Source organism: Streptomyces lunaelactis (assembly GCF_003054555.1).
GTDB classification, from domain to species: Bacteria; Actinomycetota; Actinomycetes; order Streptomycetales; family Streptomycetaceae; genus Streptomyces; species Streptomyces lunaelactis.
Map to the genome: position 1 here is coordinate 1,030,888 of NZ_CP026304.1, position 26,625 is coordinate 1,057,512.

Below are 26,625 nucleotides of genomic sequence, written 5' to 3' on the forward strand. Positions count from 1 at the left end.
CGCTCAGGAATTCCATCGTTGGAAGACCGTCGGCTCCAGCGGGTGCCACGGCGGCGGCTCAGCCCTCCGACCCGCACCCGCTCCCTGCATTCTCATCACCCCGGCCGCTCTCTGCCGGGTACTCCGCACACGTTCTGAGACCGCTCTCAGCCCATGGCCTTCCGTCCCGACTCCATCGGAACAACTGAAGGGTTCAGCACTGTGAGACACAGGATCGGATTACGTACCGGACTGTCCGCGCTTCTCCTCCTCGGCATGTGGGGCGGGACCTCCCTCGCACCCGCCGTCGCATCCACCCCCAACCCCCCGGTCTCCCCCGGCCTGCTGACAGCCCTTCAGCGGGATCTGGGCCTGACCGAACAGCAGGCGCGGGAACGGCTGGCGCAGGAGCGGGCCGCGACCGCCCTCCAGGACAAGGCGCGGCGCGCGGCGGGTTCCGCCTACGGCGGGTCCTGGTTCGACGCGGACAGCGGCAGGCTGACCGTCGCCGTCACCGGTGACCGCAACGCCGAGGCCGTCCGGGCCACCGGCGCGGCCACCCGCCTCGTAGAGCACACGGCCGAAGAGCTCGACGCCGTCAAGGTGCGCATCGACCGGCAGGCCGGAGCGAAGGGCGCACCGCGCGGTGTGAGCAGCTGGCGTGTCGACCCGCAAACGAATCAGGTCGTGGTCGACGTCGTCGCGTCCCTCAAGAACGACTCCGCCGTCCGTGCGTTCGTCGACCGCGCCCGCCGGACCGGTTCCGTGCGGATCAGGGCGACCATGACCGAGCCGCCGGCCACCTTCTCCGCGGGGACCGTGGGCGGCGACCCCTACTACACCGGGAACGTCCGCTGCTCCATAGGCTTCTCGGTCCACGGCGGATTCGTCACGGCCGGGCACTGCGGCCGGCCCGGCAACTTCGTACGCGGCTGGGACGGATCGGGCATGGGCACCTTCCAGGGCTCGTCGTTCCCCGGCGACGACTACGCCTACGTCTCCGTCGGCCACGGCTGGTGGACCGTCCCGGTGGTGCTGGGCTGGGGCACCGTCCCCGACCAGCTCGTACGCGGCTCGGCCGAGGCCCCCGTCGGCGCCTCCATCTGCCGCTCCGGGTCCACCACCCACTGGCACTGCGGCACCCTGCTGGCGAAGAACGAGTCCGTCAACTACCAACAGGGTTCGGTGCACCAGATGACCAAGACCAGCGTCTGCGCCGAACCCGGGGACTCCGGGGGCTCGTTCATATCCGGCGACCAGGCGCAGGGCGTGACCTCCGGCGGCTGGGGCAACTGCAGCGGCGGCGGCCAGACGTGGTACCAGCCCGTCAACGAGATCCTCTGGCGTTACGGACTGACCCTGCACACCACCTGACGGCACCGGCCCGGTCCGCCCGCACCGAAGCGGGCGGACCGGGCACGGCACGAGCGACGACTCAGGGTGCGGGGCACCCCGTGGGCACCGGGTTCGACGCGTCGCGGATCAGCGCGTCGTGTGCCGCCTTCACCCGCTTCGCGTCCAGCTTCAGCACCTTGCGGTCGTACGTCATCACACCGTTGAGCTCGCCCTCCACATCGGAGATCTGGGTGTAGACGGCGCCATTTCCTCCCCGGCACATGAGCCGGCGCACATCGCCCAGCCGGGCCAGGTAGCCGTCCGTGTAGCCCGCCGGGTCGACATCGACGTAACTCATCTGCACGGACCAGGCATGACCGGGCACGGCGAGCCCGAGGCCGCCGTACTCACCGCTGACCAGCGCCCGTCTGCCGTCGGGCTCGGGGAGTTGGGGACTCGGGTAGCCGTGTGCGTCGGCGATGTCCCCGTTGCCGCCGTCCACCGCTCCGCAGCAGTTGAGGCCGCTCATGTTGTTGACCAGCCGGGTCGGGTCCCAGGCCTTGGCCTGGTCGGCGATGCGCGCCTGGTCGTACTGGCCCCAGCCCTCGTTGAACGTGACCCACATGACCACCGAGGGGTGACTGCTGTGCTGGTCGATCATCCGCTTCATCTCGTGCTCGTACTCGGCACGGGAGGCGGCGGACGGGTTGACGGTGTTCATCGACGGCATGTCCTGCCAGACCAGCAGACCCAGCCGGTCCGCCCAGTAGAACCAGCGGTCGGGCTCCACCTTGATGTGCTTGCGGACCGAGTTGAAGCCCAGCTGCTTGTGCGTCCTGAGGTCGTACGCGAGGGCCTCGTCGGTCGGTGCGGTGTGCAGGCCGTCCGGCCAGAAGCCCTGGTCGAGCGTGGCCATCAGGAAGACCGGCTTGCCGTTGAGGACGGTGCGCGGAGTGCCGTTCACCTTCTCGACCGCGATGGAGCGCATTCCGAAGTAGCTGCCGACGCGGTCGGAGCCGACGGTGACCTTCAGTTGGTACAGGTGCGGGTCGTCCGCGGACCACAGATGCGGGTCCGGGACGGGGACGGACAGCGGCGCCCCGGTGCGGCCGGTGGCCGTGCCGACCTTGCGCCCTCCGTCGTACGCGGTGGCTGTGACGGGCACTCCGTCGCGCACCCCGCGCACCTCGACGGCGAGCTTCTCGCCCGTGATGTCAGGGGTGAGCTCGAGGGAGTCCGCGTGGTCCGCCGCGACCGGCTCCATCCACACGGTCTGCCAGATACCGGAGGACGGGGTGTACCAGATCCCGCTGGGGTCGAGGCGCTGCTTGCCAATCGGCGGGTTCTCGCCGTCCGCCGCGTCGGTCGGGTCGTAGACGCCGACGATCAGCTCCTGGGTGCGGCCGGGCTTGAGTGCGCTGGTGATGTCGGCGCTGAACTTGTCGTAGCCACCCTTGTGTTCGGTGACCTTGCTGCCGTTGACGTACACCTCGGACTGCCAGTCGACACCGCCGAAGTTCAGCCGCAGGCGCCTGCCGTCGCCGATCTTCCAGCCGGCGGGGACGGTGAACGTCCGCCGGTACCACATGCGGTCCTCGTGCCTCTCGATGCCGGAGAGCTGGGACTCCACCGGGTACGGGACGAGGATCCTCTCGCCGAGCGTCCTGCCGACCGGCGGCTGCTCCCCCGCCTCGGCAGCGGCGAACTGCCAGGAGCCGTTGAGGTTCTGCCAGGCGTCGCGGGTCAGCTGGGGCCGTGGGTACTCGCGGTGGGCATTGCCCGGGGTGATGTCATCGGCCCACCTGGTGCGCAGTTCGTACGTGGAGTGGTTGGGGCCGCTGCTCCAGAAGGCGCCGACGGCCTTGCCGTTCTCGCCGGTCAGCCCGCCCGCTCCGTCGTAGCGGACGTCGGCCGGGCCGGTGGCGTTGCCGCGTTTGTTGCCGACGACGGGCTCCTTGAGCTCGACGAGGAGGCCGCGGGCGTCGGCAGGGTCGGCTTTGACAGCCCGGAGCGGCCACTTGGCGCCGCCGATGACGGCTTCGAGGTGGCCGGTGAGTCCGGCCGGAGGCGCGGCGAGCTTCTGGGCGAAGCCGAGGTGCAGAGAGCGGCCGTCCGCCAGGACGGTGGCGGCGATGGCTCCGTCGTACTCGAAGCCGTCGGGAAGGCGGAAAGCCGACTGCGGGACGGCTTGCTTTGCCTGTCCGGGCCGGATCCAGTTGAGGTGGAGGCTGGATCCGCCGTAGTGCTCGAAGTACTCGACCTTGAACTCATAGGCGTGGTCCGCGGTCAACTCGACGGGCTGGGAGGTCTGTTCCCTGTCCCAGTCGTCGACCCAGTGGTCGATGGCGAGTTTTCCGTCGATCCAGAGGCGGAATCCGTTGTCGCCGGTGATCGTGAAGGTGTGGGCGCCGGTGGTCTGCGGCACGATCTTTCCGGTCCAGCGGACGCTGACGTCGTCGGCCCGTCCGGTGGCGGCCGCGAGGCGTGGTTCGAGGTTGCGGAAGTCGATGTCCGGGTCGAAGCCGGTGGCCTTGAGCTCGGCGAAGTCGAAGGCTCCGGGGGCGGACTGGGTGTAGTACTCGCCCTTGAGTCCGTGTGGCTGGACAGGGTCGTCGGCGGCCGATGCCGCGGGAATCGCGGCGAGTCCCGCGAGGCCGAGAAGGGCAGCGAGGAGTAAGGCCAGTCTTCTTCTCAATCGCACAGATCCTCCTTCATGAGGAAGGGTGGCGGCTCGTTGCATGATTCTGTACAACGTTGGAAGGAACGGCAGTTGGCATGACAGCACGGCTTCCGCATGCTGTCCAGGGTCATGACAAATGACCCGGTCGACGGCGCGGTGTACGGATGAACGGACCGGCCAGGGGCCCTGCCCCGGAGGGGAACTGCCGTGAGGGTCAGCCTCAAGGACGTCGCGGAGCGCGCGGGCGTCTCCATCAAGACCGTCTCCAACGTGGTGAACAACTATCAGCACGTCACCCCGGCGATGCGGACGCGGGTGCAGCGGGCCATCGACGAGCTGGGCTACCGGCCCAATCTGACGGCCCGCCATCTACGCAAGGGGCGTACGGGGATCATCGCGCTGGCCGTTCCCGAGCTCGGCAACCCCTACTTCGCGGAGCTGGCGGGTGCCGTCGTCGACGCGGCCGCCGAGCACGACTACACGGTGCTGCTCGACCACACCCGCGGCAGCCGTGAGCAGGAGATCCTGGTCAGCCAGGGCTTCCGGGCCCGGGTCATCGACGGCCTGATCCTCAGCCCGCTGGAGCTGGAGGCCGAGGACCTGCAGAGCCGCACGGACGATGCGCCGCTCGTGCTGCTGGGCGAGCGGGAGTACGACCTGCCGTACGACCACATCGCGATCGACAATGTCGCGGCGTCCCAGGCGGCGGTGCGGCATCTGCTCGGCCTCGGACGGACCCGGATCGCCTTCCTCGGGGCTCGTACGGACACCGCGAACCGGCCCGCCCAGCTGCGACTGCGCGGGTGGCGCGAGGAGTTGACCGCGGCGGGGCTGCCGGCGCCGGACGGCATGGTGGGCGCGGTGGGCGGCTGGGACCGCGGGGACGGGGCGCTGGCCATGGCGGAGATGCTGGATGCGGGCATCCGGCCGGACGCCGTCTTCGCGTTCAACGACCTCATCGCCATCGGTGCGATGCGCGTACTGCACGAGCGGGGCCTGCGCGTGCCCTGGGACGTGGCCGTGGTCGGGTTCGACGACATCGCGGAGGGGCGGTTCGGGGCAGTCACCCTGACCACGGTCTCGCCCGACAAGCGGTCGATCGCGCGGCTCGCGGTGGAGTCGGTCATCGGCAGCCTGGAGGGGGCGAAGCGAGGTGCCGAGGCGCGTGGTGGACGTGAACTCACCGCGGATTTCCGGCTGGTGGAGCGGGAGAGCACGCTGGGGCGCCGTTGAGAGCGGTTTCGTAGAACCGTCGCGCGGAGGGTTTACAGGCTTCTTCCAACGATGTAAAAAGTGCTCCGGAACGCCGAGTTGACCGTATGAGCCCAACCTCCCGTGAGCGCCAGGTGCGCCGGGGCTGTGCCGAGATGGGAACTCCTATGAAGCCGACCGCACTTCTTCGCCGCACCACCACAAGGACCCTCCTCGCCATCGGCCTCGCCGCGAGCCTTGCACTGGCCGCCGGCTGCGCGAAGTCGGAGGACGAGGGGTCGAAGGACACGAACACGGGAGCCGTCGGCGACTCGGGGCAGGTCGTCGCCACTCCGCCCGCGGGAGACCGGAAGACCTGCACCGTCGAGCAGTTCGGCGGCAAGAAGCTGGATCTGAAGGGCGCCACCATCGGCTTCTCGCAGTCCGAGAAGGAGGCGAACCCCTTCCGCATCGCCGAAACCGCCTCCATCAAGGCCGAGGCTCGGGCGCGCGGCCTGAAGCTGCTGACCGCCAACGCCCAGTCACAGTTCTCCAAGCAGATCAGCGATGTCCAGGACCTCATCGCCAGGGGCGCGGATCTGCTCGTCATCGCCCCGCTCAACTCCGACGGCTGGGGCCCTGTGCTGCGTGCCGCGAGCGCCAGGCACATTCCGATCATCACCATCGACCGCAAGATCAACGCCGATGCCTGCAAGGACTATGTGAGCTTCATCGGCTCCGACTTCATCGAGCAGGGCAAGCGCGCCGCCGACCAGATGATCGAGGCGACCGGCGGCAAGGGAGAGATCGCCATCCTGCTCGGCGCGCCCGGCAACAATGTCACCACCGAGCGCACCAAGGGCTTCAAGGACCGGATCACGGAGAAGGCGCCGGGCCTCAAGGTCGTCTTCGAGCAGACCGGCGAATTCGCCCGCGAGAAGGGCCAGCAGGTCACCGAGCAGCTCATCCAGTCCAAGCCACAGATCACCGGGATCTACGCCGAGAACGACGAGATGGGTCTCGGCGCCGTCAATGCCCTCAAGGGCGCGGGCAAACAGGCAGGCGCCGTGAAGATCGTGACGATCGACGGCACCCGCAATGCGGTCCAGGGCATCGTGGACGGCTGGATCAGCGGCGTCGTCGAGTCGAATCCGCGCTTCGGCCCGCTCGCCTTCCAGACCCTCGACACCTTCACCAAGGGCGAGAAGGTGGCGCAGGACATCGTCATCCAGGACAGCGCGTACACCAAGGCGAATGCCAAGGCCGGTATCGGCAAGGCGTACTGACCATGCCGTCGCCCGTCCTGTCCGTCACCGGGCTCTCCAAGGCCTTCCCCGGCGCACTCGCGCTCGACCGGGTGGACTTCGCCGCGCACGCGGGCGAGGTCCACGCGCTCATCGGCGAGAACGGCGCCGGAAAGTCCACCCTGATCAAGGTGCTGACCGGCGTGTACCGGCCCGACAGCGGCGACATGACGTACCAGGGCGGTCGGGTCAGGTTCGCCACCCCGCTCCAGGCCCAGCACGCCGGGATCTCCACCATCTACCAGGAGGTCAATCTCGTCCCGCTGATGAGCGTGGCCCGCAATCTCTTCCTGGGCCGCGAGCCCCGGAACCGCTTCGGGCTCATCGACTTCCGCCGGATGCACCGCGAGGCGGCCGAGGCGCTGCGCTCTCTCGGCGTACGCGTCGATGTGACCAGGCAGCTGCGCTCCCTGGGCGTCGGGGCACAGCAGATGGTCTCGCTCGCCCGCGCCGTGTCCGTCGACGCGCGGGTGGTCGTCATGGACGAACCCACCTCTTCGCTCGAACCCCGAGAGGTACGCACCCTGTTCGGAGTGATCAGGATGCTCCGGGAGCGCGGCATCGCGGTGGTCTACGTCAGTCACCGGCTCGATGAGCTGTACGAGGTGTGCGACACCGTCACCGTGCTGCGCGACGGCAAGGTGGTGCGCGCCGGCCCGATCGCGGAGCTCGACCGGCTGCGTCTCGTCTCGCTGATGCTGGGCCGGGAGATGGGAGAGGTACGCGGCCAGGGACTGACGAAGTTCACCGGCGAGCACGCGGCGGGCGGTGAACCGGTGCTGCGCGCCGAGAGGTTGACGCTGCGCCACACCCTGCACGGTGTCTCCGTCGACGTACGCCCCGGCGAGGTCGTCGGCCTTGGCGGGCTCCTCGGCTCCGGCCGCAGCGAGACCGCCAAGGCGATCGCCGGTGCGCTGCGGCCCGACTCCGGCCGGGTCGTCGTGGCGGGCACCCCGGTCCGTACCGGGTCGACGCCCGCCGCCGTCCGGGCGGGCATCAGCCTGCTGCCCGAGGACCGCAAGGCTGAGGGCATCGTGCCGGGCCTGTCCGTACGGGAGAACATCGCGCTGGCCGTGCTGCCCGGCCTTTCGCGCTTCGGCCTGGTGGACGAGGCGCGCATCGACCGGGTCGTGGAGACCTTTGTGAAGCGGCTGCGGATCAAGGCGTCGAGCCCGCAGCAGAAGGTCGGTGAGCTCTCCGGCGGCAATCAGCAGAAGGTGCTCCTCGCCCGCTGGCTGGCCATGCGGCCGAAGGTGCTGCTCCTCGACGAACCGACCCGCGGCATCGACGTCGGCGCCAAGGCCGAGGTGCAGAAGCTCATCGACGAACTCGCCGAGGACGGTCTCGGCGTGCTGATGATCTCCTCCGACGTTGAGGAGCTGATCGAGGGATCCGACCGTGTGGTGGTGCTCAAGGACGGGGCGGTCGTGGCGGAGCTGACCGGCGACGCGGTCACCGAGGACCGGCTGATGCGGGCGATCGCGGCGGCCGGCGGGAGCGACGATGACTGAACTGGCGCTGCGCCGCACCCCCGTCGACCGGGAACGGCTGCTGAGACTCGTGCAGGAGTACGGCGTCTACCTCGGCGTCGCCGTCCTCGTCCTGGTCAATACCGTCTTCACCCCGCACTTCGTGTCCGGTGAGAACTTCCGCACCCAGGCCGTGCAGGTGGCGCCCGTCCTGATCGTGGCGCTCGGCATGGCGCTGGCCATCGGCAGCGAGGGCGTCGATCTGTCCGTGGGTTCGGTGATGGCCCTGTCCACGTCGCTGATCTCGCTCTATCTCGGGTACGGACCCTGGCTCGCGATCATCGTCGCCGTCCTGGGCGGCATGGCCGTCGGCCTGGCCAACGGCTCTCTGATCGCCTTCATCGGCGTACAACCCATCGTCGCCACCCTGGCGTTGATGGTCGCCGGGCGCGGACTCGCACTCGTCCTGCTGCCCCAGCTCAAGGATGTCCGCGACCCGGGCATGGCCACCCTCGGCTCCGGCGATCTCCTCGGCATCCCCCATCTGGTCCTGATCGCCGCCGCGCTCGCGCTCGCCGTCGCCTTCACCGTGCGCCGCACCACCTTCGGCAGGCAGCTGCTGGCGATCGGCGACAGCCGCCCGGCGGCCCAGCTGGCGGGTCTGCCGGTACGCAGGGTGCTGATCCTTGTGTACGTCGTCTCGGGCGCCCTTGCCGCGATCGCGGGCGTACTGGCCACGGCGCGGCTGAGCGCGAGCGACCCCACCTCGCTCGGCACGCTGATGGAACTGTCCGCGATCACCGCCGTGGTGGTCGGCGGCACCCCTCTCAGCGGCGGACGGGTGCGCATCGGGGGCACGGTGGCGGGAGCCGTCCTCATCCAGCTGCTCACCGCCACGCTCATCAAGCACGATCTGCCGCCGTCCTGGACACAGATCGCCCAGGCCGTGGTGATCGTGGCCGCCGTCTGCGCGGCACGCGAACGGGGGAAGCGATGACCGACACGGACAGCCCGGTACGCGCCACGGACACCGCCCGGACCGCTGAAGAGGAGCCGCTCGGCGCGAGCCGCGCGGAGCGCCTGAGCGCCCTCGGCCAGCAGCACGGGGCGCTCGTCGCCCTGATCGTCATGGTGCTCGTCGCCTCGCTGACCTTCGACTCGTTCCTGACCGGCGACAATCTGGAGAACATGGCGGTCTCCTCGGCCTTCCTCGCCGTGGTGGCCCTCGGCATGACCTTCGTCATCGTCACCGGCGGCATCGATCTCTCGGTCGGCTCGCTCTTCGCGCTGGGCGGTGTGCTCGCCGCGTGGGGCTCGCGGTACGGAACGCTGGTCGCCCTGCTGCTACCGCTGGCCGTGTGCGGTCTGATCGGGCTGGTCAACGGGCTGCTGATCGCGCGTGCGCGGCTCGCGCCGTTCATCGTGACGCTGGCTGCGATGCTGCTGGCCCGCGGCATCCTGCTGTCCGTCACGGACGAGGGCTCGACCACCTATCTGGTCGATGAGAAGTCCTTCTTCGCGCACCTCGGGCAGGACAAGCTGCTCGGCATCGGCGTGCCCGTCTGGATCACGGCCGCGCTCTTCGTGCTGGGCGCGGTCGTGCTGCGCCGCAGCCGCTTCGGTCAGTACGTCTACGCGGTCGGCGGCAATGAGGACGCGGCGGCGCTCATGGGCGCCCCCGTGGCCCGTACGAAGATCACCGTGTACACGGTCTCCGGACTGTGCGCGGGACTTGCGGGTGCGCTCAACGCGGCGTGGCTGGTCTCCGGCGTCACCATCCTGGGCAACGGCATGGAGTTGGAGGCCATCTCCGCCGTGGTCATCGGCGGCACGCTGCTCACGGGCGGCTTCGGCTTCATCAGCGGCTCGCTCGTCGGCGTGCTGCTGCTGAAGGTCATCCAGAACGTCATCAACCAGATCGGCTCGCTGGACTCCGCGTACCAACAGGTGGTCAGCGGTGCGTTCCTGGCCGTGGTCGTCGTCGCTCAGACGTGGCTGGGGCGCCGGCGCAGGGCCCCGTAGGGCCGCGGGACCTCGCTACGGCAGGGTGATGTGGTACGCCTTGCGCAGGGTCTCATGGACGGTCCAGGTGGTCCGGTCCCCCTCGCGCAGGACGCACGCATCGCCCGGACCGACGTCGAAGGTCGGGCCGTCCTCGACGGCGATGGTGGCCCGGCCGCTGACGACGACGAAGAGTTCGTCTCCCTCGGTGTCGGTCACCACGCCAGGGGTGATCTGCCAGATTCCCCGGATCTGCTTGCCGTCCTGCGACTCCCAGAGCACCTTTCCCGACACCTCGGGGGTGCCCCGCACGATCTGGGCGTCGTCGAGGGGATCCGGCTCCAGGTCGGCGCCGGGGATGTGTACGGCAAAGCTGGTGTGCGTGGTCATGACCGCGACGCTATGCCATGCACGGTGGGGTGGGGCAGAGACACAGTGCCGTCCTCCCGGCCCGGCGGGAGGACGATGTGACGAGTCCCGCGGCTGACGAGAAGCCGGTGGGCGACGTCATCGACAGCCCGAAGCGGCCCCGGGGAAGTCCGGGCGGCGTCGCGGGCCGATGGCTGTCGCCTGGCTGCGTTGTCGTCAGTCGCCGACGCTCCGCGTGGACTCCTTCCTCCGCCTTGCCAGACTCGGCCCTCGACCCGCTCCTTCACCCACCCGGACTTCCCCGACACCGCTTAGCGGTCTTGTCACCGCCTGCCACTGACCGCGTTCGCCGAAGCCCTCCGGACCACAGGCGAACGGTCCCGCACCGCGCACCGGCTCAGCCCCATGCCGGAGATGTCCGGCCGTAGCCGGAACGTGATCCTCAAGTTCCGCTCAGATCTGATGACGGTGAGGCGACCATGCCCTACCGTCCTCCCAGCGGGGCGACGGAGCAGAGAGCCCATGGCGGACATTTCGGCGGCGGACTCCATCCCTGCTGCGGGAGCGGCCTGGTTTCGGCCGAATGCTCCCCCGCGCCGGGTCAAGGTCCGCAAGGCGGACAAGATAGAGGGTGTTTCACCATGAAGTCGTGCAAGTCCACCGCAGTCGCTGCGATCGCCGCGCTTACTGTCGCCCTCACCGCAACCGCCTGTGCTGGAGCCTCCGACGATGCCGGTGACGGGGCCACCAGCAGCCCGGACGGGGTGATCCCGCCGACGCTGCCCACCTACAAGGTCGCCCAGGACGTCAAGATCGACTCCCCGACCCTGAAGAAGGCCCAGAAGGCCGGCAAGCTCGTCATCGGCGCCAAGAACGACCAGCCGTTCCTCGGCTTCGAGGACACGACGGGCAAGCGGTCCGGCTTCGACATCGAGATCGCCAAGATGATCGCCGCCGACCTCGGATTCTCGCCCGACAAGATCGAGTTCAAGACGGTCGACACCAGAAACCGCGAGGCCACCATCTCCCGGGGCGAGGTCGACCTGTACGTCGGCACGTACACGATCAACGACGAGCGCAAGAAGCAGGTGGGATTCGCCGGCCCGTACTACAAGGCGGGCGCCGACCTCCTGGTCCGCAGGAACGACGGGACGATCAGCGGGCCATACTCGCTGCAGGGCAAGACGGTCTGCTCGGTCAAGGGCTCGACCGCGCTCCGCGAGATCAAGAAGCCCGACTACAACACCACGACCGTCGAGACGACCAAGTACTTCGAGTGCGTTAAGAAGCTGCTCGACGACGAGGTCGATGCCGTCACCACCGACGATGCCATTCTCATGGGCTACGCCGCCCAGCGCCCGGACAAGCTGAAGGTCGTCGGCCAGCCGTTCACCGAGGAGCCCTACGGCGTCGGCATGAACAAGGACGACAAGGCGCTGCGTGTGGCGGTTTCAAACGCCCTCGAGGCGCACGACGTGAACGGCGACCACAAGATGGCGTACGAGGCGACGCTCGGTCTGTCCGGCTCCAAGTACGTCGGAGCGCCGGCGGTCCAGAGCTACTGACACCTGCTTTCTGCGGCCTCACCCGCACGCCACTCGCCGTCATACCGTCGGCGGTCGCCTGTCCTGGATGCGGCGCCAAGGCCGGTCGGCCTCCAGCGCGAACGCGATTTCCAGCAGCGTGCGTTCATCGCCGTTCCGGCCGGAGAACATCACCCCGATGGGCAGGCCGTCCTCGGTCGCGAGGCTCGCAGGCAGGGAGATCGCGGGGCTGCCGACCACGTTGTTCAGCGGGGTGAAGGCAACGTAGGAGGTAAGCCGCTCGATCAGCGTCTCGTACGGCACATCGGGGCTGAGATGGCCCAGTCGCGGCGTGGTGTGCGCAAGTACCGGCGAGAGGACGAGGTCGTGGTCGCGGAAGGCCGCCGCGTACGCCTCGCGGGAGCGGCTCAGGCGGCGCAGCACCGCGGGGGTGCTGCCCAGCCGGCGCCGGTAGTGGGCGCGCAGGCCCTGGCTGAGACCGTCCATGCGGCGGCGGTCGAAGTGGCGGTCCAGCCGCTTGCCGGTGGCGCCCACGAGAAAGGACAGCAAGCCCCAGTAGGTGATGAAGTCCTCAGCAAAGCGCCCGTCCAAGGTGATCCGCACCGGCTCCACGGTGTGGCCCAGCTTCTCCAGCGCGGCCGCGGTGTCCGTCACGGCGGCCCGGGTGGCGGCGTCCGTGGTGGCGCCGGTCGGAGAATCGAGCAGCAGCCCGATACGCAGACGACGTTGTGACGGGCCCTCGACCAGGCCGAGCGGTGGCAGCTTCGGGTTGCGCCAGTACTCCTCCGCGGCGGCGAAGAACGCGGCGGTATCCCGTACGGATCGGCTCAGTACCCCGTCGCTGACCAGGTTGATGGGCAGCGTGCGGCCTTCTTCGTTGGCGACCAGCCTGCCCCGGGTGGCCTTGAGTCCGACCAGCCCGCAGCAGGCGGCGGGGATGCGGATCGAGCCGCCGCCGTCGTTGGCGTGCGCGATCGGCACGGCGCCGGCCGCCACCAGCGCGGCGCTGCCGCCCGATGAGCCGCCCGCGGAGTACCCCGTGTGCCAGGGGTTGCACACCGGTGCCGCGTTCTCGAACTCGGTGGTGGCGTTGAAACCGAATTCCGGCAGCCGCGTCTTGCCGAGCACCGTCACGCCGGTGCTCAGGAACTGCCGGGCGAACGGCGCGTGCCGCCTCGCGGGCCGCGGCACGTACGCGGCGCTGCCGAAGCCCGTGGGCAGGCCGCGGTAGTCGATGTTGTCCTTGATGAAGGTCGGTACCCCGGCGAAAACCCCGGAACCGCCGGTGGCGGAGGCCACGGCCCGGTCGTACGCGGGGACTTGCACGGCGTGGAGATCCCCGCCGACCTTCCGCACTCGCTCCACTGCAGCCCGCGCCACCTCGGCCGGGTCGGCTTCTTCGGCGCGGATCAGCTCGGCCAGGCTCACGGCGTCGTGCTCACCGAGCACGTCGTCGCCAAAGGCATGGACAACGGTAGTGCTCAGGGGATCGCTCACACAGGCCTCCGCCACGATTGTCGGGACACAATCAACGCTATGCCGCGCGGGCGCCGGTCACAACGATCTCGCCTCCGAAGATCGCGGCCGGCATGTACGGGTGACTGTGACGCAACCGCCGGCTGATCGTCGGCGTGATAATTGATGTGAGGTCATCGCAGCGGCGCTGGTGAGCCGCGGCGTTCCGCACGGTGGCCCGAAGGGGCGGCAGTCATGCCCACAACGAGAGCGAAGAGACCGGCCGCAGCCTCACTCGTGGCAGCGGCGCTGGTCATCATGGCGTGGGGATGCCACGGCGGAGACGGCACCGGCCCGCCGGACAAACGGGTGCCCTCCAGTGAGAAGTCCGTAGCGAGCGCTCCCGTCCTCGCGGTGAAGATCGACAACGTCGGGCCCGCCCGGCCGCAGACCGGCCTCCAGGAGGCGGACATCGTCTACGTGGAGCAGGTGGAGGCCGGTCTCAGCCGGATCCTCGCCGTCTACTCCTCCCGGCTCCCGTCCGTCGTCGGCCCGGTGCGCAGCGCCCGTGAGAGCGACCTGGAGCTGCTGCGGCAGTTCGACCGGCCGACTCTCGCCTACTCCGGTGCGCAGGCCAAGCTCAGGCCGGCCATCGAAGCGGCGCCGCTGAATGATCTTCCGCCCTCGAAGGCGCCGGGGGCCTACTTCCGCAGCGGCGACCGGGCAGCGCCGCACAATCTCTATCTGCGGCCCCGGAACACCCGGCACACCACTGCCCGAGCGAACGCCGCCGAGGCCGCCGGGCTCCGCTTCGGTCCCGCGCCGGCCGGCGGCAGGCCTGTCACCGGCCACACGGTCCGTTATCCCTCGGCGCGTTTCGCCTTCACCTGGTCGGCGGACCGGCAGCAGTGGCAGGTGGACATGGACGGCGCCCCGGCCCGTACCGCCGAAGGGGCACGCCTGGGTACGGCCACGGTCGTCGTGCAGTACGTGACCGTGCGCCCGTCGCTCTTCCGCGACAGGTCGGGGAACACGACGCCGTACACCGAGACCGTAGGTTCCGGCACCGCGCTCGTCCTGCGCAACGGCAGGGCGTACGACGCCGAATGGTCGCGCGGAACGCCCGAGTCCACAACCGCCTTCACCACCCCGGACGGCAAGCCGATGACGTTCGCGCCCGGCGGGCTCTGGATCGTGTTCGCACCACGGTGACCCCTCGCCGGGCGAGGCTTCGGGCACCCGCGGGCTGCTTGTCAGGGCGCGATGTTGTGGTTCAGGCGGAACAGGTTGCCAGGGTCGTAGCGCCGCTTGATCGCCGTCAAGCGGTCGTAGTTCTGGCGGTAGTTGGCCCGGACCCGGTCCTGGTCGTCGTGGTCCATGAAGTTCACGTAGCCGCCCTCCATGGAGTGGGGTTCGAGCGCCGCGGCGAAGGCGCGCGCCCAGCCGGCGCTGGCCTCGCAGTCGGCGCGGGTGGGGAGGCTCGGGCTGAGTGCGGTCGCGAAGTCGGCGTCCCGGTAGGTGAATGCGGTTTCCTCGGGTCCCACCCTGTGGCAGGCCCCGTCGATGGGGAACACCACCGTCACGCTCTGAAGGCTGGGTGTCGTGGCGCCGTACTCGACGTACGCGTCGATCGCTCCTTCCGGCAGGCTCTGGCTGAAGGTGCCCTTCCAGTAGTGGAAGAGGCCGGCGGGCACCAGGTCGTCGAAGAGGGTGTTGATCACGGGGTAGGGCATGCGCCCGACGTGCTGTCCCACGATCGGACCGAGGTCGGCGAGACGGGCCCGGACCCGGTCGTCCTCGGTTTCGGGCCCGGTCCAGCACGTGACCACTCCGCAGACCGGCCGCCCGTGCCAGCGCTCGGGCAGGAACGGGAGCGGCGGGCCGAGCCCGACGACGAGCAGAGCGCCGAGTTTCTCGTCGGACCCGGCGATCAGCTCGCGGTACCGGCGCATCACATCGCCGTCGAGCGGGTAGAACGTCGGCCCGCCGAGGATGTCGGACACGGGCTGCAGCCGGTACTCGAAGGACGCGACGACCCCGAAGTTCCCGCCCCCGCCACGCACGGCCCACAGCAGGTCGGCGTTCTGCTTCTGGGAACAGGTCACGAAGGAGCCGTCGGCCGTGACCAGGTCGGCCGAGATCAGGTTGTCGCAGGCCAGCCCGCAGCGGCGGGCCAGATAGCCCATACCGCCTCCCGTGGTCAGCCCGCCGATGCCGGTGGTGGACACGATCCCGCCCGTGGTCGCCAGGCCGAAGGCGTGGGTGGCGTGGTTGAAATCCGCCCAGGTGCAGCCGCCCTCCGCCCTGGCCGTGCGCACCTGCGGGTCGACCCGGATCCCGCGCATGCGACCGAGGTCGAGTACGACGCCGCCGTCGCAGGTTCCGTAGCCGGTGACGCTGTGGCTGCCGCCGCGCACCGCCAGCAGCAGATCCTGCTCGCGGGCGAAGTCCACGGTGGCGACGATGTCGCCGACGTCGACGGCCCGGACGACGATCGCCGGCCGCTTGTCGTGCATCGCGTTGTAGACCTTGCGCGCCTCGTCGTAGTCGGGGTCGCCGGGCTGGACGATGTCGCCCCGTACGGCCCCCCGCAGTCGCTCCAGCAGCTTCTCGTCGAGGACTGATGTGGGGGTGGTCATGGCCGCCACCGCCTTTCCGCGTCCTGGGGGACCTTCGGGGAAGGGGTACAGCACAGTTGTAGGCATGGAGCGGGGTGATCGTCATCGCCGGAACCGCCCATACCGTCGAAGGGGGCATGGGCAGAACAGCCCATGCGCCGATCGCCCACCGGTCACGCAAGGCCGTGTGTGTACGCGTACGCCGTAGCGGCGGCCCTCGATGACACATCGAGCTTCGCGAAGATGTTGTTGAGGTGACGGGCGACGGTGTGCTCGCTGATCACCAGCTCGGCGGCGATGGACCGGTTGGTCCGGCCTGCGGCGACGAGGCGCAGCACTTGGACCTCACGCTCGGTGAGGTCGCCGGGGAGCCGATGGTGCACAGCGCTGAGCAGGGCCGCCGCCCGCCGCGCGTCGGGCACAGCGCCCAGCCGCTCGAAGACCGCCTGCGCGGCTTGGAGTTCCAGCCGTGCGCCTTCGTCGTCCCCCGCGACGCGGTCGGCGGCGGCGAGGGTCATACGGACCTGCGCCGCCTCGTACGGGACTCCCAGTTCCAGCCACAGCGACAGCGCCCGGCGCAGCAGGGGCAGCGCACGCTCGAGGTCACGGTCGGCGAATGCCACTCCGCCGCCCGCCGCCGCCGCGATCGCATGCAGCACCGTGCTCTCGGACTCGCGCCGCTGCTGCCACTCGCGCGCGGCCGACTCCAGTTCGTGCGCTGCCGTACGTGCCTGGCCGAGCCGGCCGAGAGCGAGCGATACCTCGACCTGGGCCGCGAGCAGTCGGCAGCGCCCGAGGCGGTCGGGCCCATCGCCACCGTCCTTGCCCGCCAGTGCGAGCCGCAGGGCGGCGGCACAGGAGTCGGCCTTGCCCTGGGCCAGACGCAGCAGCGCGAGGCCCGGCTGCGGGTCGCGGCCGAGCTCGTGCGCTCGGTCGTACGAAGTCTCGGCCGCGGCCAGCTCGCCGCGACGCCGCTGGATGCCTCCGGTCAGGTAGAACGCCTCCGCGGCCGTCCTCTTCTCGTAGGGCAGCAGCTCCCCGCAGGTCAGGGCGGCCTCGGCCGCTGCCCGGGTCCAGTCACCGCACAGCTCGAGCACCTCCACCCGGTGTACCCGGCACAGACCCCGGAAGTTGTTCTCCTCGGGCATCGACGCGCACCAGGTCATGGCCGCGTCGGTCCACTCGACGGCGCGCTGCAGGTCGGCGGAGGCCATGCACTGCTGGAGGCCAAGGCAGTAGATCCACCCGGTGAAGAACGAGCTGAGCTCGCCCGCCATGGCCGAGCACATGGCGTCGTCGAGCAGGGCGAGCCCGCCTGCGATCCGCCCCTGGGCCAGCAGCACGCTCGCCTGCGCCTGGGAGCTCATGGCGAGGAGATCCGGGCTGCCGCAGCGCCGCGCGATGCCGGCCATGCGACGGGCACAGCTCATGGCCTCGTCGTACGCGCCACGCTGCTGTGCCTCCTCCGCCTCGACCCAGGCGAGATAGCAGTGCTCGACGCACTCGGGCTCGCTGCTGAGGTGCTCACGCGCCCGGCGCAGCCAGCCGGCGGCCGCGGCCGTACGTCCCGCCAGCTGGTACTCGTAGAAGAGCATCCAGGCGCAGAATCCGGCCTGCCGGGCGGCGTCCGCCGCCCCGTAGCCGGAGTAGGCCTTCGTCCGCGCTGTGATCGATTCCTCGACGCGGCCGGTCCACCAGGCGGCGTCGGCGAGTGCGGCGAAGTCGTCCGGGGTCATGCGGTCGGGCTCGAGGTCGCGCAGGGCGGCGTAGGCATCGGCCCATGCCTCGCGGGCGACAGCGTCCCTCGCCCGCACCTTCGCCTGTTCGCGGCCGGTGATCTGCTCAGCCACCGCGGCTCCCTTCTCGCTCTCCGCGAGCCGGCCCCCTCCCCAGGATAGGAGCGGGCAGCTCCCGACGGGGCGGCAGCAACCGGAGGGGGCTGAGCACCTCGGGGGATCGCGGCACTTCCAGGCGTTGATCCCATCAGGTCGACCGTCCCGGACTATTGACTCCGAGTGTGATAGTCGCGATTCTCGTCGCACCGCTTGCGCGGGCCATGACAACCCACCCGGGACAGGCACGGCCCCGCACGGCCCCGGCTCCTCGACCCGCACCATCCGCTCACCGAAGACATGGGTGATGACCATGACTCGACACTCGCACCGCAAACGAAGGCCCATCGCGGTTCTGTCGTTGCTCCTCGCCGTGGTGGCCATGGTCCTCGGCCCAGTCCCCAGTTCATCGGCCGAGTCCGACTGGTGGACCCCGGCCGCGCGGCCCGCGCCCGACTCCCAGATCAATGTCACGGGCGAGCCCTTCAAGGGGACCGACTCCCAGGGGGAGGTACGGGGATTCGTCGACGCACACAACCACCTGATGTCCAACGAGGCCTTCGGCGGCCGGCTCATCTGCGGAAAGACGTTCTCCGAGCTGGGTGTCGCGGACGCGCTCAAGGACTGCCCCGAGCACTACCCCGACGGCTCGCTCGCGATCTTCGACTTCATCACCAAGGGCGGCGACGGCAAGCACGACCCCAACGGATGGCCGACGTTCAAGGACTGGCCGGCCCATGACTCGCTGACCCACCAGCAGAACTACTACGCCTGGGTCGAACGGGCCTGGCGCGGCGGTCAGCGGGTGCTCGTCAACGACCTCGTCACCAACGGCGTGATCTGCTCGGTCTACTTCTTCAAGGACCGCAGCTGCGACGAGATGACCTCCATCCGCCTGCAGGCGCAGAAGACGTACGACATGCAGGCCTTCATCGACAAGATGTACGGCGGCCCGGGCAAGGGCTGGTTCAGGATCGTCACCGACTCCGCGCAGGCGCGCCAGGTCGCCCAACAGGGCAAGCTGGCCGTCGTTCTGGGGGTCGAGACCTCCGAGCCGTTCGGCTGCAAGCAGATCCTGGACATCGCGCAGTGCGGCAAGGACGACATCGACCGCGGTCTGGACGAGCTGCACAAGCTGGGCGTACGCAGCATGTTCCTGTGCCACAAGTTCGACAACGCCCTGTGCGGGGTGCGATTCGACGAGGGCACGCTCGGCACGGCCATCAACGTCGGCCAGTTCCTGTCGACCGGCACCTTCTGGAAGACGGAGAAGTGCACCGGCCCGCAGCACGACAACCCCATCGGCATCGCGTCGGCGCCCAATGCGGAGAAGGAACTTCCGCAGGGCGTGGAGGTCCCGTCGTACGCAGCGGACGCGCAGTGCAACACCCGCGGGCTCACCGAACTCGGCGAGTACGCCGTGCGCGGCATGATGCAACGCAAGATGATGCTGGAGATCGACCATATGAGCGTCAAGGCCGCGGGCCGGGCGTTCGACATCTTCGAGTCCGAGTCGTACCCCGGTGTGATCTCCTCGCACAGCTGGATGGACCTCAACTGGACCGAGCGGGTCTACCGTCTCGGCGGCTTCGTCGCCCAGTACATGCACGGCGCCGAGGGGTTCAGCGCGGAGGCGAAGCGCACGGACGCGCTGCGCGACAAGTACAACGTCGGCTATGGCTACGGCACCGACATGAACGGCGTCGGCGGCTGGCCGGGCCCCCGCGGCGCGGACACCCCGAACCCGGTGAGGTACCCCTTCCGCAGCGCCGACGGCAGCGCCGTCATCGACAGGCAGACCACCGGCGAGCGCACCTGGGACATCAACACCGACGGCGCCGCGCACTACGGTCTGGTCCCGGACTGGCTGGAGGACATCCGGATCGTCGGCGGCAAGGGTGTCGTTGACGACCTCTTCCGGGGCGCCGAGTCCTACCTCGACACCTGGGGCGCGTCCGAGAACCACAAGGCGGGGGTGAACCTCGCCGCGGGCTCGTCCGCCTCGGCCAGCTCCTCGGAGTGGAGCCTGTTCACGAGTTACGCACCCGACAGGGCCGTGGACGGCAACGCGGGCACGCGCTGGGCGAGCGACTGGAGCGACGACCAGTGGCTCCGGATCGACCTCGGGGCACCCAGCCTGATCAAACGGGTCACCCTCAACTGGGAGCGCGCCCATGGGAAGGCGTATCGCATCGAGCTCTCAACCGACGGCACGAACTGGCAGTCCGTATGGTCCACCACGACCGGTGACGGCGGCCTGGACACGGCTCAGTTCACCGGAACCTCAGCCCGCTACGTACGCGTCCACGGGCTGCAGCGAGGCACCACATGGGGCTATTCCCTCAACGAAGTCGGTGTCTACAGCAGCTGACGCCACGGATGGAGTGCCCAAGGGCCGGGGCGGGCCGGATCAGCTCTCCTGATCCGGCCCGCCCCGGCCGCGCGCGTCGCCGCTGTACACGACCGAAGGGAACCACATGGCACGGATGCCGTCGGCCGAGCGGCGCCGACAGCTGACCGAAGCAGCGATCCGCGCGATGACCCGCGACGGTGTCTCCAGGACGACGACCCGGTCCATCGCCGCCGAGGCAGGCGTCTCACTGAGCGTCTTCCACTACTGCTTCGACTCCAAGCAGGCCCTGCTCGAGTCCGTCATCACGACGATCACCGATCACTCCGTCACGGTGGTGCAGGAGGCGATCCGGCCGAAAGCAACCCTTCGGGAAACCATCCGGGCCGGCTTCCAGGCCTACTGGGACCATGTGTCCGCGAACCCCGGCGAGCACATGCTCACGTACGAACTCACGCAGTACGCCCTGCGCCAGCCGGGCTTCGCGCATCTCGCACGACGGCAGTACGAGCTGTACTCGGACACCTACAGCGAACTCATCGAACAGCTCCGTCACAGCATGGAGTTCGAACTCCGCGTACCCGTGCCCGTGCTGGCCCGCTACCTGGCCGTCATGACCGACGGACTGACCCTGAACTTCCTCGTTCTCGGTGATGACACAGCCGCGGCGGACATCCTCGACACGATCGCCGACCAGGTCGTCAACCTCGTCCGCGACGAAATCCGACCGGCCGCCCCCGGGGCCGTTTCACCACCGCGCTCCATCTGAATGGGAAGTGAGCCGGTCAGCCGGTGCGCACCGCCGTGACGGTGAAGCGTTCGACCTCGGCGATGTGACCGCCGGTGGATGCGACGACCGTGAGCACCGGGTCGCGGGCGCCGGAGAAGGACACCGACTGTTTCCAGGGCTGGTCGTTGCCGCCCGCCGAGGAGCAGCACGAGGAGCCCAGCAGCGCCCCGGACGACGGCTGACGCACCTGGAGGCGGATGCCCTCGTCCACGCCGGTGATCCGCCCGCCGGTCACCAACGGGGAGCGCACGATCGACCCGTATCCGGGCACGGTCAGGGAGAACGTCGTGTCGTCGGTGCCGACGACCTCCCACGGGGCGTCCGGGCCGGTGCCGTACCGCACGAGGTGGACAATCGCCGCGGTGCCGCCTTCGGGCCCGCTCAGTGCGACGCCGATGCGAGCGTGCGCACCGCTGACGCTGCGCGAGGAGATCCGGCCGATGTCCCGGAAGCCCAGGTAGCCCTGGGTGAAGGACAGTGCGGTCCGGTCCGGGTCGAGATGCCAGGGCTGGTGTCCGCCGGAGCGATAGTCACGCTGCCACGCCTGGGCCTCGGCGAGCGTGGCGAACGGCCACAACGGCTGGAGACTTCCGGAGCCGAGCACGGGCGCGCTGCCGCCGGGTGCGGGAGTGGTCGGCGCTCGGGTGCCCGGCGGTGTCGTCGCCGCCGTGGCCGACGGGACGGGCGTCGCGGGCGACTGGGACGGTGAGGAGGTTCGCGGTGCGGCGGACGGCGATCCCGACGCGGTCGGCGGCTCGCCAGAACTCCCGCAGGCGGTGAGCATCAGGCCGGTCACGGCCGTTGCGGCGACGAGCCGGAATGGGAGCCAGATGTTCATGAGTGCTCCACAGGAAACGTGTACAGACCGCCGATGCGGTCTGTACGGCTATCTTCCCACCACTCCGGTTCATGTCACAGACCCCGGGCCCGGCCGCGTCCCCGTGGGCAATTCGCCGCCTGTCACGTCAGAGCACCTATCTCGGCGGGCCACTGCCGGCCCCTACGCATGCCGGGTCGCCGACACCGCTCGCTCCGGCAGCCCCGACAAGGCCCTCATAGGTGCCGCACGCACAGCAGGCGACTGAAGTACGGTGTCCCACCACATGTGCCACTGACCAGCGCGTTTCTACGGTGTGGCGACACGAACCGGCCCCGTCCCCCGCCCGGAAGTGGTACCCATGGCCGCCTCCGCCACCGCTCCACCAGCCCCCAGCTCCCTCAAGCGCATCGTCGCCGCGAGCCTCATCGGGACCACCATCGAGTGGTACGACAACTCGTCCGATCGGAGCTAGGACCTGCGTTCTTCGCACAGATCTAGCAAGTGGGTCAGCACCGGACCAGCACCGGATCCAGGACGAACTGCGTGCGCCGGCAACCAGTTCGCCGGGGAGATGCGCCCTCTGAGGACCTGCAGAGGATCCACTCGGCCGCCCACCGCCTCATGCTCGGTCGGTCACGAACCGGTCGAGCACCGCGGTCAGCTCCGCCGGCTTCTCCACCGGCAGTTCGTGGCCGGCGTCCACGATCCGGACCAGCGCGTCCGGGTAGGCCTTCGCCATCCGCAGCATCTGCGCGACGGGCAGCTGGATGTCGTGGTAGCCGTGCACCAACAGGGTGGGCGTACAGATCTCACCGACCCGGCCAAGGACGTCGAAGGACCGCATGGCGGCGTAGCACGTCATGACCACCTCCCGCGGCGTGGCCGAGGAGGCCCGGATGCACTCGCGAATCTCCTCGCGCGGGTAGCCGGGGGCAAAGGCCCGCTGGATGTTAGTGGCGACGAACACCTTGAACGGCAACAGCGTCGACGCCGCCATCAGCAGGCCCCGCCCACGGCTGTAGGTCATCCGGCTGATCGAGTTCACCAGCGCAAGGCGCTCGATCCGCTCAGGATGGCCGAGGGCGAGGGTCTGCGCGATCATCCCGCCCATGGAGTGACCGACGAGCACGAACCGGTCGACCTCGAGGTGGTCGAGGAGGGCGAGGACGTCCACGGCCAGCTCTTCGATCGTCCGCGCCCCCGACCCGCTGCTCTCGCCGTGCCCGCGCAGGTCGAGCCGTATGACCCGCCGCATCGGCGCGAAGTGCGCCATCTGGTGATCCCAGCGGTGCCGGTCGGCCGTCCAACCGTGAATGAACACCATGGGCACGCCGTCACCGTCGTGGGGGCCCTCGTCGTCGTACGTCAGTGCTGCGCCGTCGACAGCGAGGTGCGGCATGGGTCGTGGCCTCCTGGAGCGTGGTTCGGGTATGGCCGGGTACTGGCGCCGACCGCCCTGGAGGCCGTAACGGCGCTTGCCGAGGAAGTCGAGGATGTGCCCGAAACGTGTCGAGGGCAGCGCCCCGGCCGAGGAACGTGTCGAGGTGACCGTAGCCGGGAATCTCGGTGTACGCCACGTCCAATTACGGCTGCCGGTCGGCGAGTACCTCGTGGCCTGGGCGCCACACCACTCCGCCTCCGCACCGCAGCCCTGGCACACAGTCATCGGCCCCGTCGCCGCGGCGTTCCTCCCTCGCGGCCCGGTTTCGAGTACCGATCCTGCGGCATCGCAGGAACCCCCGTGAGGGGCGTCGTCCGTGAGGCGGTTTCGACCGGGGGGCCGGAGGATGAGAGTGGCGGCCTCGTAGCCGACCCATGAGCTGTCTCAGGGTTGTCGGTTCCGGGGGCCGTCGGCCATGCAGTCACTGTCCTTGAGACCTGGGTTTCCGAGCGCGCGGGCGGTTTGGCGATGAGGACGGATGAGCCGGCGTCCACGGTCGGCGGCAGCACCCCACCGCTCCTGTGGGAACTGGGCAAGCTCCTGGCCCGCAGGTCGCAGCGCAGCGGGTGAGTACGATCCGTTCCCTCGTCCGTGACCCTGCCCGCGCGGACCCACCCGAAGGAGACCCGTGTCGAAGCACCCCGGCACCCCGGGCAGAGGGTGGCATCGTGCCGTGCCGGGGGTACCGGGCCTCGCGGTGTTCAAGGGGTACCGGCGCGACTGGCTGCGTGGGGACCTCCTGGCCGGGGTCACGGTCGCCGCGTATCTCGTGCCGCAGGTCATGGCGTACGCCAGCGTCGCGGGCCTGCCACCGGTCGTGGGCCTGTGGGCCATCCTGCCCGCGCTTGTGCTGTACGCCTTCCTGGGCTCGTCCCGGCTGCTGTCCGTGGGGCCGGAGTCGACGACAGCGCTGATGACCGCGACCGTCGTGGGGCCGCTCGCCGATGGCGATCCCGCGCGGTACGCGGTCCTGGCCTCCGCGCTCGCCGTCGCGGTGGGTCTGATGTGCCTGGTGGCGTGGGCGGCGAGGCTGGGATTCGTGGCCGATCTGCTCTCACGGCCCGTGCTGATCGGGTATCTGGCGGGCGTGGCGCTGATCATGATGGTGGATCAGCTCACCAAGCTCACCGGTGTCCCCACGGAAGGTTCGGGGTTCTTCCCGAAGCTGGTCTCCTTCGCGCAGAACCTGACCGAGGCCCATCCCACGACGGTGATCTTCAGTGCCGGGACGCTGGTCTTCCTGTACCTGGCCACCCGGTTTCGCTGGGGCATTCCCGGCCCACTGCTTGCCCTCGCTCTCGGTACGGCGGTGGTGGCTGTGTTCGACCTGCAGGACCGCGGTCTCGCGGTGATCGGGGAGATCCCGGCCGGGCTGCCCCGCCCGGACATACCCGATCTCGGCAGCCTGCCCGAGTTGCTGCTGCCCGCCGTCGGTGTCCTGCTCGTGGGCTATACCGACTTCATCCTCACAGCGCGCGCCTTCACCACCGACGACAGTGGGCCGCGCCTGGACGCGAACCAGGAGCTGTTCGCCCTGGGCGCCGTGAACCTCGGCGCCGGCACGCTTCAGGGATTCCCGGTGAGCAGCAGTGCCAGCCGCACCGCACTCGCCCAGTCCACGGGCGGGCACACCCAGGCGTACGGGCTCACCGCCGGGGCTGCCGTGCTGGCCGTACTGCTTTTCCTGAGTCCGCTGCTCACCAACACCCCCATGGCCGTACTGGGTGCGCTGGTCGTCTACGCCGCGATCCGGATGATCGACCTGGCCGGGTTCCGGCGGCTGGCATCCTTCCGCCTCCAGGAACTCCTGCTGGCCCTCGGCTGCCTCGCCGGAGTCCTCGCCCTGGACATCCTGTACGGGGTGCTCGTGGCCGTGGGCCTGTCGGTCGCCGAGCTACTGACCAGGGTGGCGCGACCGCACGACGCCGTTCAGGGCCTGGTGCCCGGTTTGCCGGGCATGCACGACGTCGACGACTACCCGCAGGCACGGGTGGTCCCCGGGCTGCTGGTCTACCGCTACGACTCCCCTCTGTTCTTCGCCAATGCGGAGGACTTCAGGCGCAGTGCTCTGGCCGCGGTGGCCGAGCAGGAAATCCCGGTCAGGTGGTTCGTCCTCAACGCCGAGGCGAACGTGGAGGTGGACATCACCGCACTGGACTCGCTGGACCAACTACGGAGGGAACTGACCGGACGCGGCATCGAGTTCGCCATGGCCCGCGTCAAACAGGATCTGCGGGACGAGCTGGACGCGTATGGACTCAGCGCATCCGTCGGCGAGGACCGGATCTTTCCCACGCTGCCCACCGCGCTTGCCGCGTACCGCTCTTGGTGCCGGAACCACGACAGCGATGGCGGCTAGCTGGGGCGTGTTTCGAATGTGCCCGCACCCCCCGGCCACACAGTCTCGCGGCCCATCGGCGTCATCACGGTCCGCGACACCCCCACCGCGGGCACCCGCCCCTACGCATTCGTCATCACCGAGGACTCCCACGTCTGGGCCAACATGTGGGACGCGCATGAGCTCGCTCAGCTCGACGAGAAGGGCCACCGTCCGCTGCGGTCCGTGGCCACCGACGACCCGGCGGCCGGGCTGTAGACGGCCGGACCCGGCCTTCCTGAAACGCCGCAGTACGTGGCCGAGCCATCCGCCGCTACGGCGAACGGACATGTAGCGCTGCGTGTCTTCCGTGTTCGTCCCCTCGCCCGCCACCGTCATGCGCATGCTGCGCACTACGCCGGTCGGGTGATCGACCTGCGAGTGGCGCGTCCGCCCGCCGACGGAAGGGCACCCATCGAGGAGAGGTTCACCCGAGGGAAGGGCTTTCCATGCGTCGTGCATTGATCATCGTCGATGTGCAGAAGGACTTCTGCGAGGGCGGCAGCGTTCCGGTGAAGGGCGGCGCGGACCGCGCTGCGGCTATCGCCGAACTGGTCCGGCGCGCCGACGGGCAGTACGCCTTCGTCGTCGCCACCCGTGACCACCACATCGATCCGGGCGCCCACTTCTCTGAGAACCCCGACTTCCGGGACTCGTTCCCTGTGCATTGCGTCGTCGGCAGTGAGGGAGGCGAGTTCCATCCGGATTTTGCGCCCGCCGTCGACTCCGGGCACGTCGACGAGGTCTTCTTCAAGGGCGCGCACTCCTCCTCGAAGAGCGGTTTCGAGGGCTCGGCCCAGGACGGCACGACACTGTCCGCCTGGCTGAAGGCCCGCGACATCGCCGACCTCGACGTCGTCGGCATCGCGACCGATCACTGCGTGAAGGCCACCGCACTGGACGGAGTGCGCGCGGGCTTCACGGTGCGGGTCCTGCTCGACTACACCGCCGGCGTCGCCGCCGACACCACGCGCACCGCAATCGCCGAGCTGCGCCGGGCCGGTGTCAAGCTGAGCGGCGAACCTGTCATCGCCGCCTGAAAAAGGCCCTACGGAGCCCACATGAGCGTC

At 69.5% G+C, this 26,625-nt stretch carries 21 protein-coding genes; 14 read left to right on the top strand and 7 right to left on the bottom strand.

From position 1 onward, the window contains the following. Positions 1-201 precede the first annotated feature (201 nt). Positions 202-1,353 (top strand): S1 family peptidase, encoded by a 1,152-nt coding sequence (locus tag SLUN_RS04485; RefSeq protein ID WP_179955286.1) that lies wholly within the window; start codon positions 202-204, stop codon positions 1,351-1,353. Positions 1,354-1,414: 61 nt separating this feature from the next. On the opposite strand, the gene SLUN_RS04490 is transcribed toward SLUN_RS04485, so the two are convergent. Continuing rightward, a complete protein-coding gene (locus SLUN_RS04490) occupies positions 1,415-4,054 on the bottom strand; it encodes a PA14 domain-containing protein (protein ID WP_108147255.1) in 2,640 nt (879 codons plus the stop codon). 147 nt (positions 4,055-4,201) lie between these two features. Between SLUN_RS04490 and SLUN_RS04495 the strand changes: the two genes are divergently transcribed. The 5 genes from SLUN_RS04495 to SLUN_RS04515 all read left to right on the top strand — a co-directional run bounded on the left by SLUN_RS04495 (position 4,202) and on the right by SLUN_RS04515 (position 9,980). Next, the gene (locus SLUN_RS04495) at positions 4,202-5,227 is read left to right on the top strand and encodes a LacI family DNA-binding transcriptional regulator (protein ID WP_108147256.1); all 1,026 of its coding nucleotides are present in this window, start codon (positions 4,202-4,204) and stop codon (positions 5,225-5,227) included. A gap of 146 nt (positions 5,228-5,373) precedes the next feature. Continuing rightward, on the top strand, positions 5,374-6,471 hold the full coding sequence (locus tag SLUN_RS04500) for an ABC transporter substrate-binding protein (RefSeq protein WP_108147257.1): 1,098 nt from the start codon (positions 5,374-5,376) through the stop codon (positions 6,469-6,471). Between the two features lie 2 nt (positions 6,472-6,473). Next, positions 6,474-8,000, top strand: a complete 1,527-nt coding sequence (locus tag SLUN_RS04505; RefSeq protein WP_108147258.1) for a sugar ABC transporter ATP-binding protein — start codon at positions 6,474-6,476, stop codon at positions 7,998-8,000. Further along, on the top strand, positions 7,993-8,955 hold the full coding sequence (locus SLUN_RS04510; protein WP_108147259.1) for an ABC transporter permease: 963 nt from the start codon (positions 7,993-7,995) through the stop codon (positions 8,953-8,955). The genes SLUN_RS04505 and SLUN_RS04510 overlap by 8 nt, the downstream gene beginning before the upstream one ends. Next, positions 8,952-9,980 carry an ABC transporter permease gene (locus SLUN_RS04515; protein WP_108147260.1) on the top strand — a complete coding sequence of 343 codons (1,029 nt, stop codon included), beginning with the start codon at positions 8,952-8,954 and terminating at the stop codon, positions 9,978-9,980. The genes SLUN_RS04510 and SLUN_RS04515 overlap by 4 nt, the downstream gene beginning before the upstream one ends. A 15-nt stretch (positions 9,981-9,995) precedes the next feature. Here SLUN_RS04515 and SLUN_RS04520 read toward each other — a convergent pair whose 3' ends face one another. Continuing rightward, the gene (locus tag SLUN_RS04520) at positions 9,996-10,349 is read right to left on the bottom strand and encodes a cupin domain-containing protein (protein ID WP_108147261.1); all 354 of its coding nucleotides are present in this window, start codon (positions 10,347-10,349) and stop codon (positions 9,996-9,998) included. A 620-nt stretch (positions 10,350-10,969) separates the two neighbouring features. Between SLUN_RS04520 and SLUN_RS04525 the strand changes: the two genes are divergently transcribed. After that, the gene (locus SLUN_RS04525) at positions 10,970-11,893 is read left to right on the top strand and encodes a glutamate ABC transporter substrate-binding protein (protein WP_108147262.1); all 924 of its coding nucleotides are present in this window, start codon (positions 10,970-10,972) and stop codon (positions 11,891-11,893) included. A 39-nt stretch (positions 11,894-11,932) separates the two neighbouring features. Here the strand turns inward: SLUN_RS04525 and SLUN_RS04530 are convergent, their stop codons facing one another. After that, positions 11,933-13,369: an amidase gene (locus tag SLUN_RS04530; protein ID WP_108147263.1), complete on the bottom strand. Its 1,437-nt coding sequence runs from the start codon at positions 13,367-13,369 to the stop codon at positions 11,933-11,935. A gap of 213 nt (positions 13,370-13,582) precedes the next feature. On the opposite strand from SLUN_RS04530, the gene SLUN_RS04535 reads away from it, so the two are divergent. Next, on the top strand, positions 13,583-14,539 hold the full coding sequence (locus tag SLUN_RS04535; protein WP_108147264.1) for a DUF3048 domain-containing protein: 957 nt from the start codon (positions 13,583-13,585) through the stop codon (positions 14,537-14,539). 41 nt (positions 14,540-14,580) lie between these two features. Here SLUN_RS04535 and SLUN_RS04540 read toward each other — a convergent pair whose 3' ends face one another. Both SLUN_RS04540 and SLUN_RS04545 read right to left on the bottom strand, forming a co-directional pair. Continuing rightward, on the bottom strand, positions 14,581-15,966 hold the full coding sequence (locus SLUN_RS04540) for an FAD-binding oxidoreductase (protein WP_108154526.1): 1,386 nt from the start codon (positions 15,964-15,966) through the stop codon (positions 14,581-14,583). 152 nt (positions 15,967-16,118) lie between these two features. After that, entirely contained in the window at positions 16,119-17,795 is a 1,677-nt protein-coding gene (locus tag SLUN_RS04545) for a LuxR family transcriptional regulator (protein WP_257153664.1), read from the bottom strand. Positions 17,796-18,090: 295 nt separating this feature from the next. Between SLUN_RS04545 and SLUN_RS04550 the strand changes: the two genes are divergently transcribed. Then, a complete protein-coding gene (locus SLUN_RS04550) occupies positions 18,091-20,148 on the top strand; it encodes a galactose-binding domain-containing protein (protein WP_108154528.1) in 2,058 nt (685 codons plus the stop codon). A gap of 106 nt (positions 20,149-20,254) precedes the next feature. Continuing rightward, entirely contained in the window at positions 20,255-20,896 is a 642-nt protein-coding gene (locus tag SLUN_RS04555) for a TetR/AcrR family transcriptional regulator (RefSeq protein WP_108147265.1), read from the top strand. Positions 20,897-20,912: 16 nt separating this feature from the next. On the opposite strand, the gene SLUN_RS04560 is transcribed toward SLUN_RS04555, so the two are convergent. Further along, positions 20,913-21,755, bottom strand: a complete 843-nt coding sequence (locus tag SLUN_RS04560; RefSeq protein WP_108147266.1) for a P-loop NTPase family protein — start codon at positions 21,753-21,755, stop codon at positions 20,913-20,915. Between the two features lie 601 nt (positions 21,756-22,356). Then, positions 22,357-23,136, bottom strand: a complete 780-nt coding sequence (locus tag SLUN_RS04565) for an alpha/beta fold hydrolase (protein WP_108154529.1) — start codon at positions 23,134-23,136, stop codon at positions 22,357-22,359. 94 nt (positions 23,137-23,230) lie between these two features. Here SLUN_RS04565 and SLUN_RS39300 point away from each other — a divergent pair, with 94 nt between their 5' ends. The 4 genes from SLUN_RS39300 (at position 23,231) to SLUN_RS04590 (ending at position 26,595) form a co-directional block, all read left to right on the top strand. Further along, positions 23,231-23,482, top strand: coding sequence for a hypothetical protein (locus SLUN_RS39300; RefSeq protein WP_159100179.1), 252 nt, complete (start codon positions 23,231-23,233; stop codon positions 23,480-23,482). Positions 23,483-23,806: 324 nt separating this feature from the next. Next, positions 23,807-25,537 carry a SulP family inorganic anion transporter gene (locus SLUN_RS04580; protein ID WP_108147268.1) on the top strand — a complete coding sequence of 577 codons (1,731 nt, stop codon included), beginning with the start codon at positions 23,807-23,809 and terminating at the stop codon, positions 25,535-25,537. 18 nt (positions 25,538-25,555) lie between these two features. Continuing rightward, positions 25,556-25,774, top strand: a complete 219-nt coding sequence (locus tag SLUN_RS04585; RefSeq protein WP_108147269.1) for a hypothetical protein — start codon at positions 25,556-25,558, stop codon at positions 25,772-25,774. Positions 25,775-26,004: 230 nt separating this feature from the next. After that, positions 26,005-26,595 carry an isochorismatase family protein gene (locus tag SLUN_RS04590; RefSeq protein ID WP_108147270.1) on the top strand — a complete coding sequence of 197 codons (591 nt, stop codon included), beginning with the start codon at positions 26,005-26,007 and terminating at the stop codon, positions 26,593-26,595. The last annotated feature ends 30 nt before the right edge of the window (positions 26,596-26,625 follow it).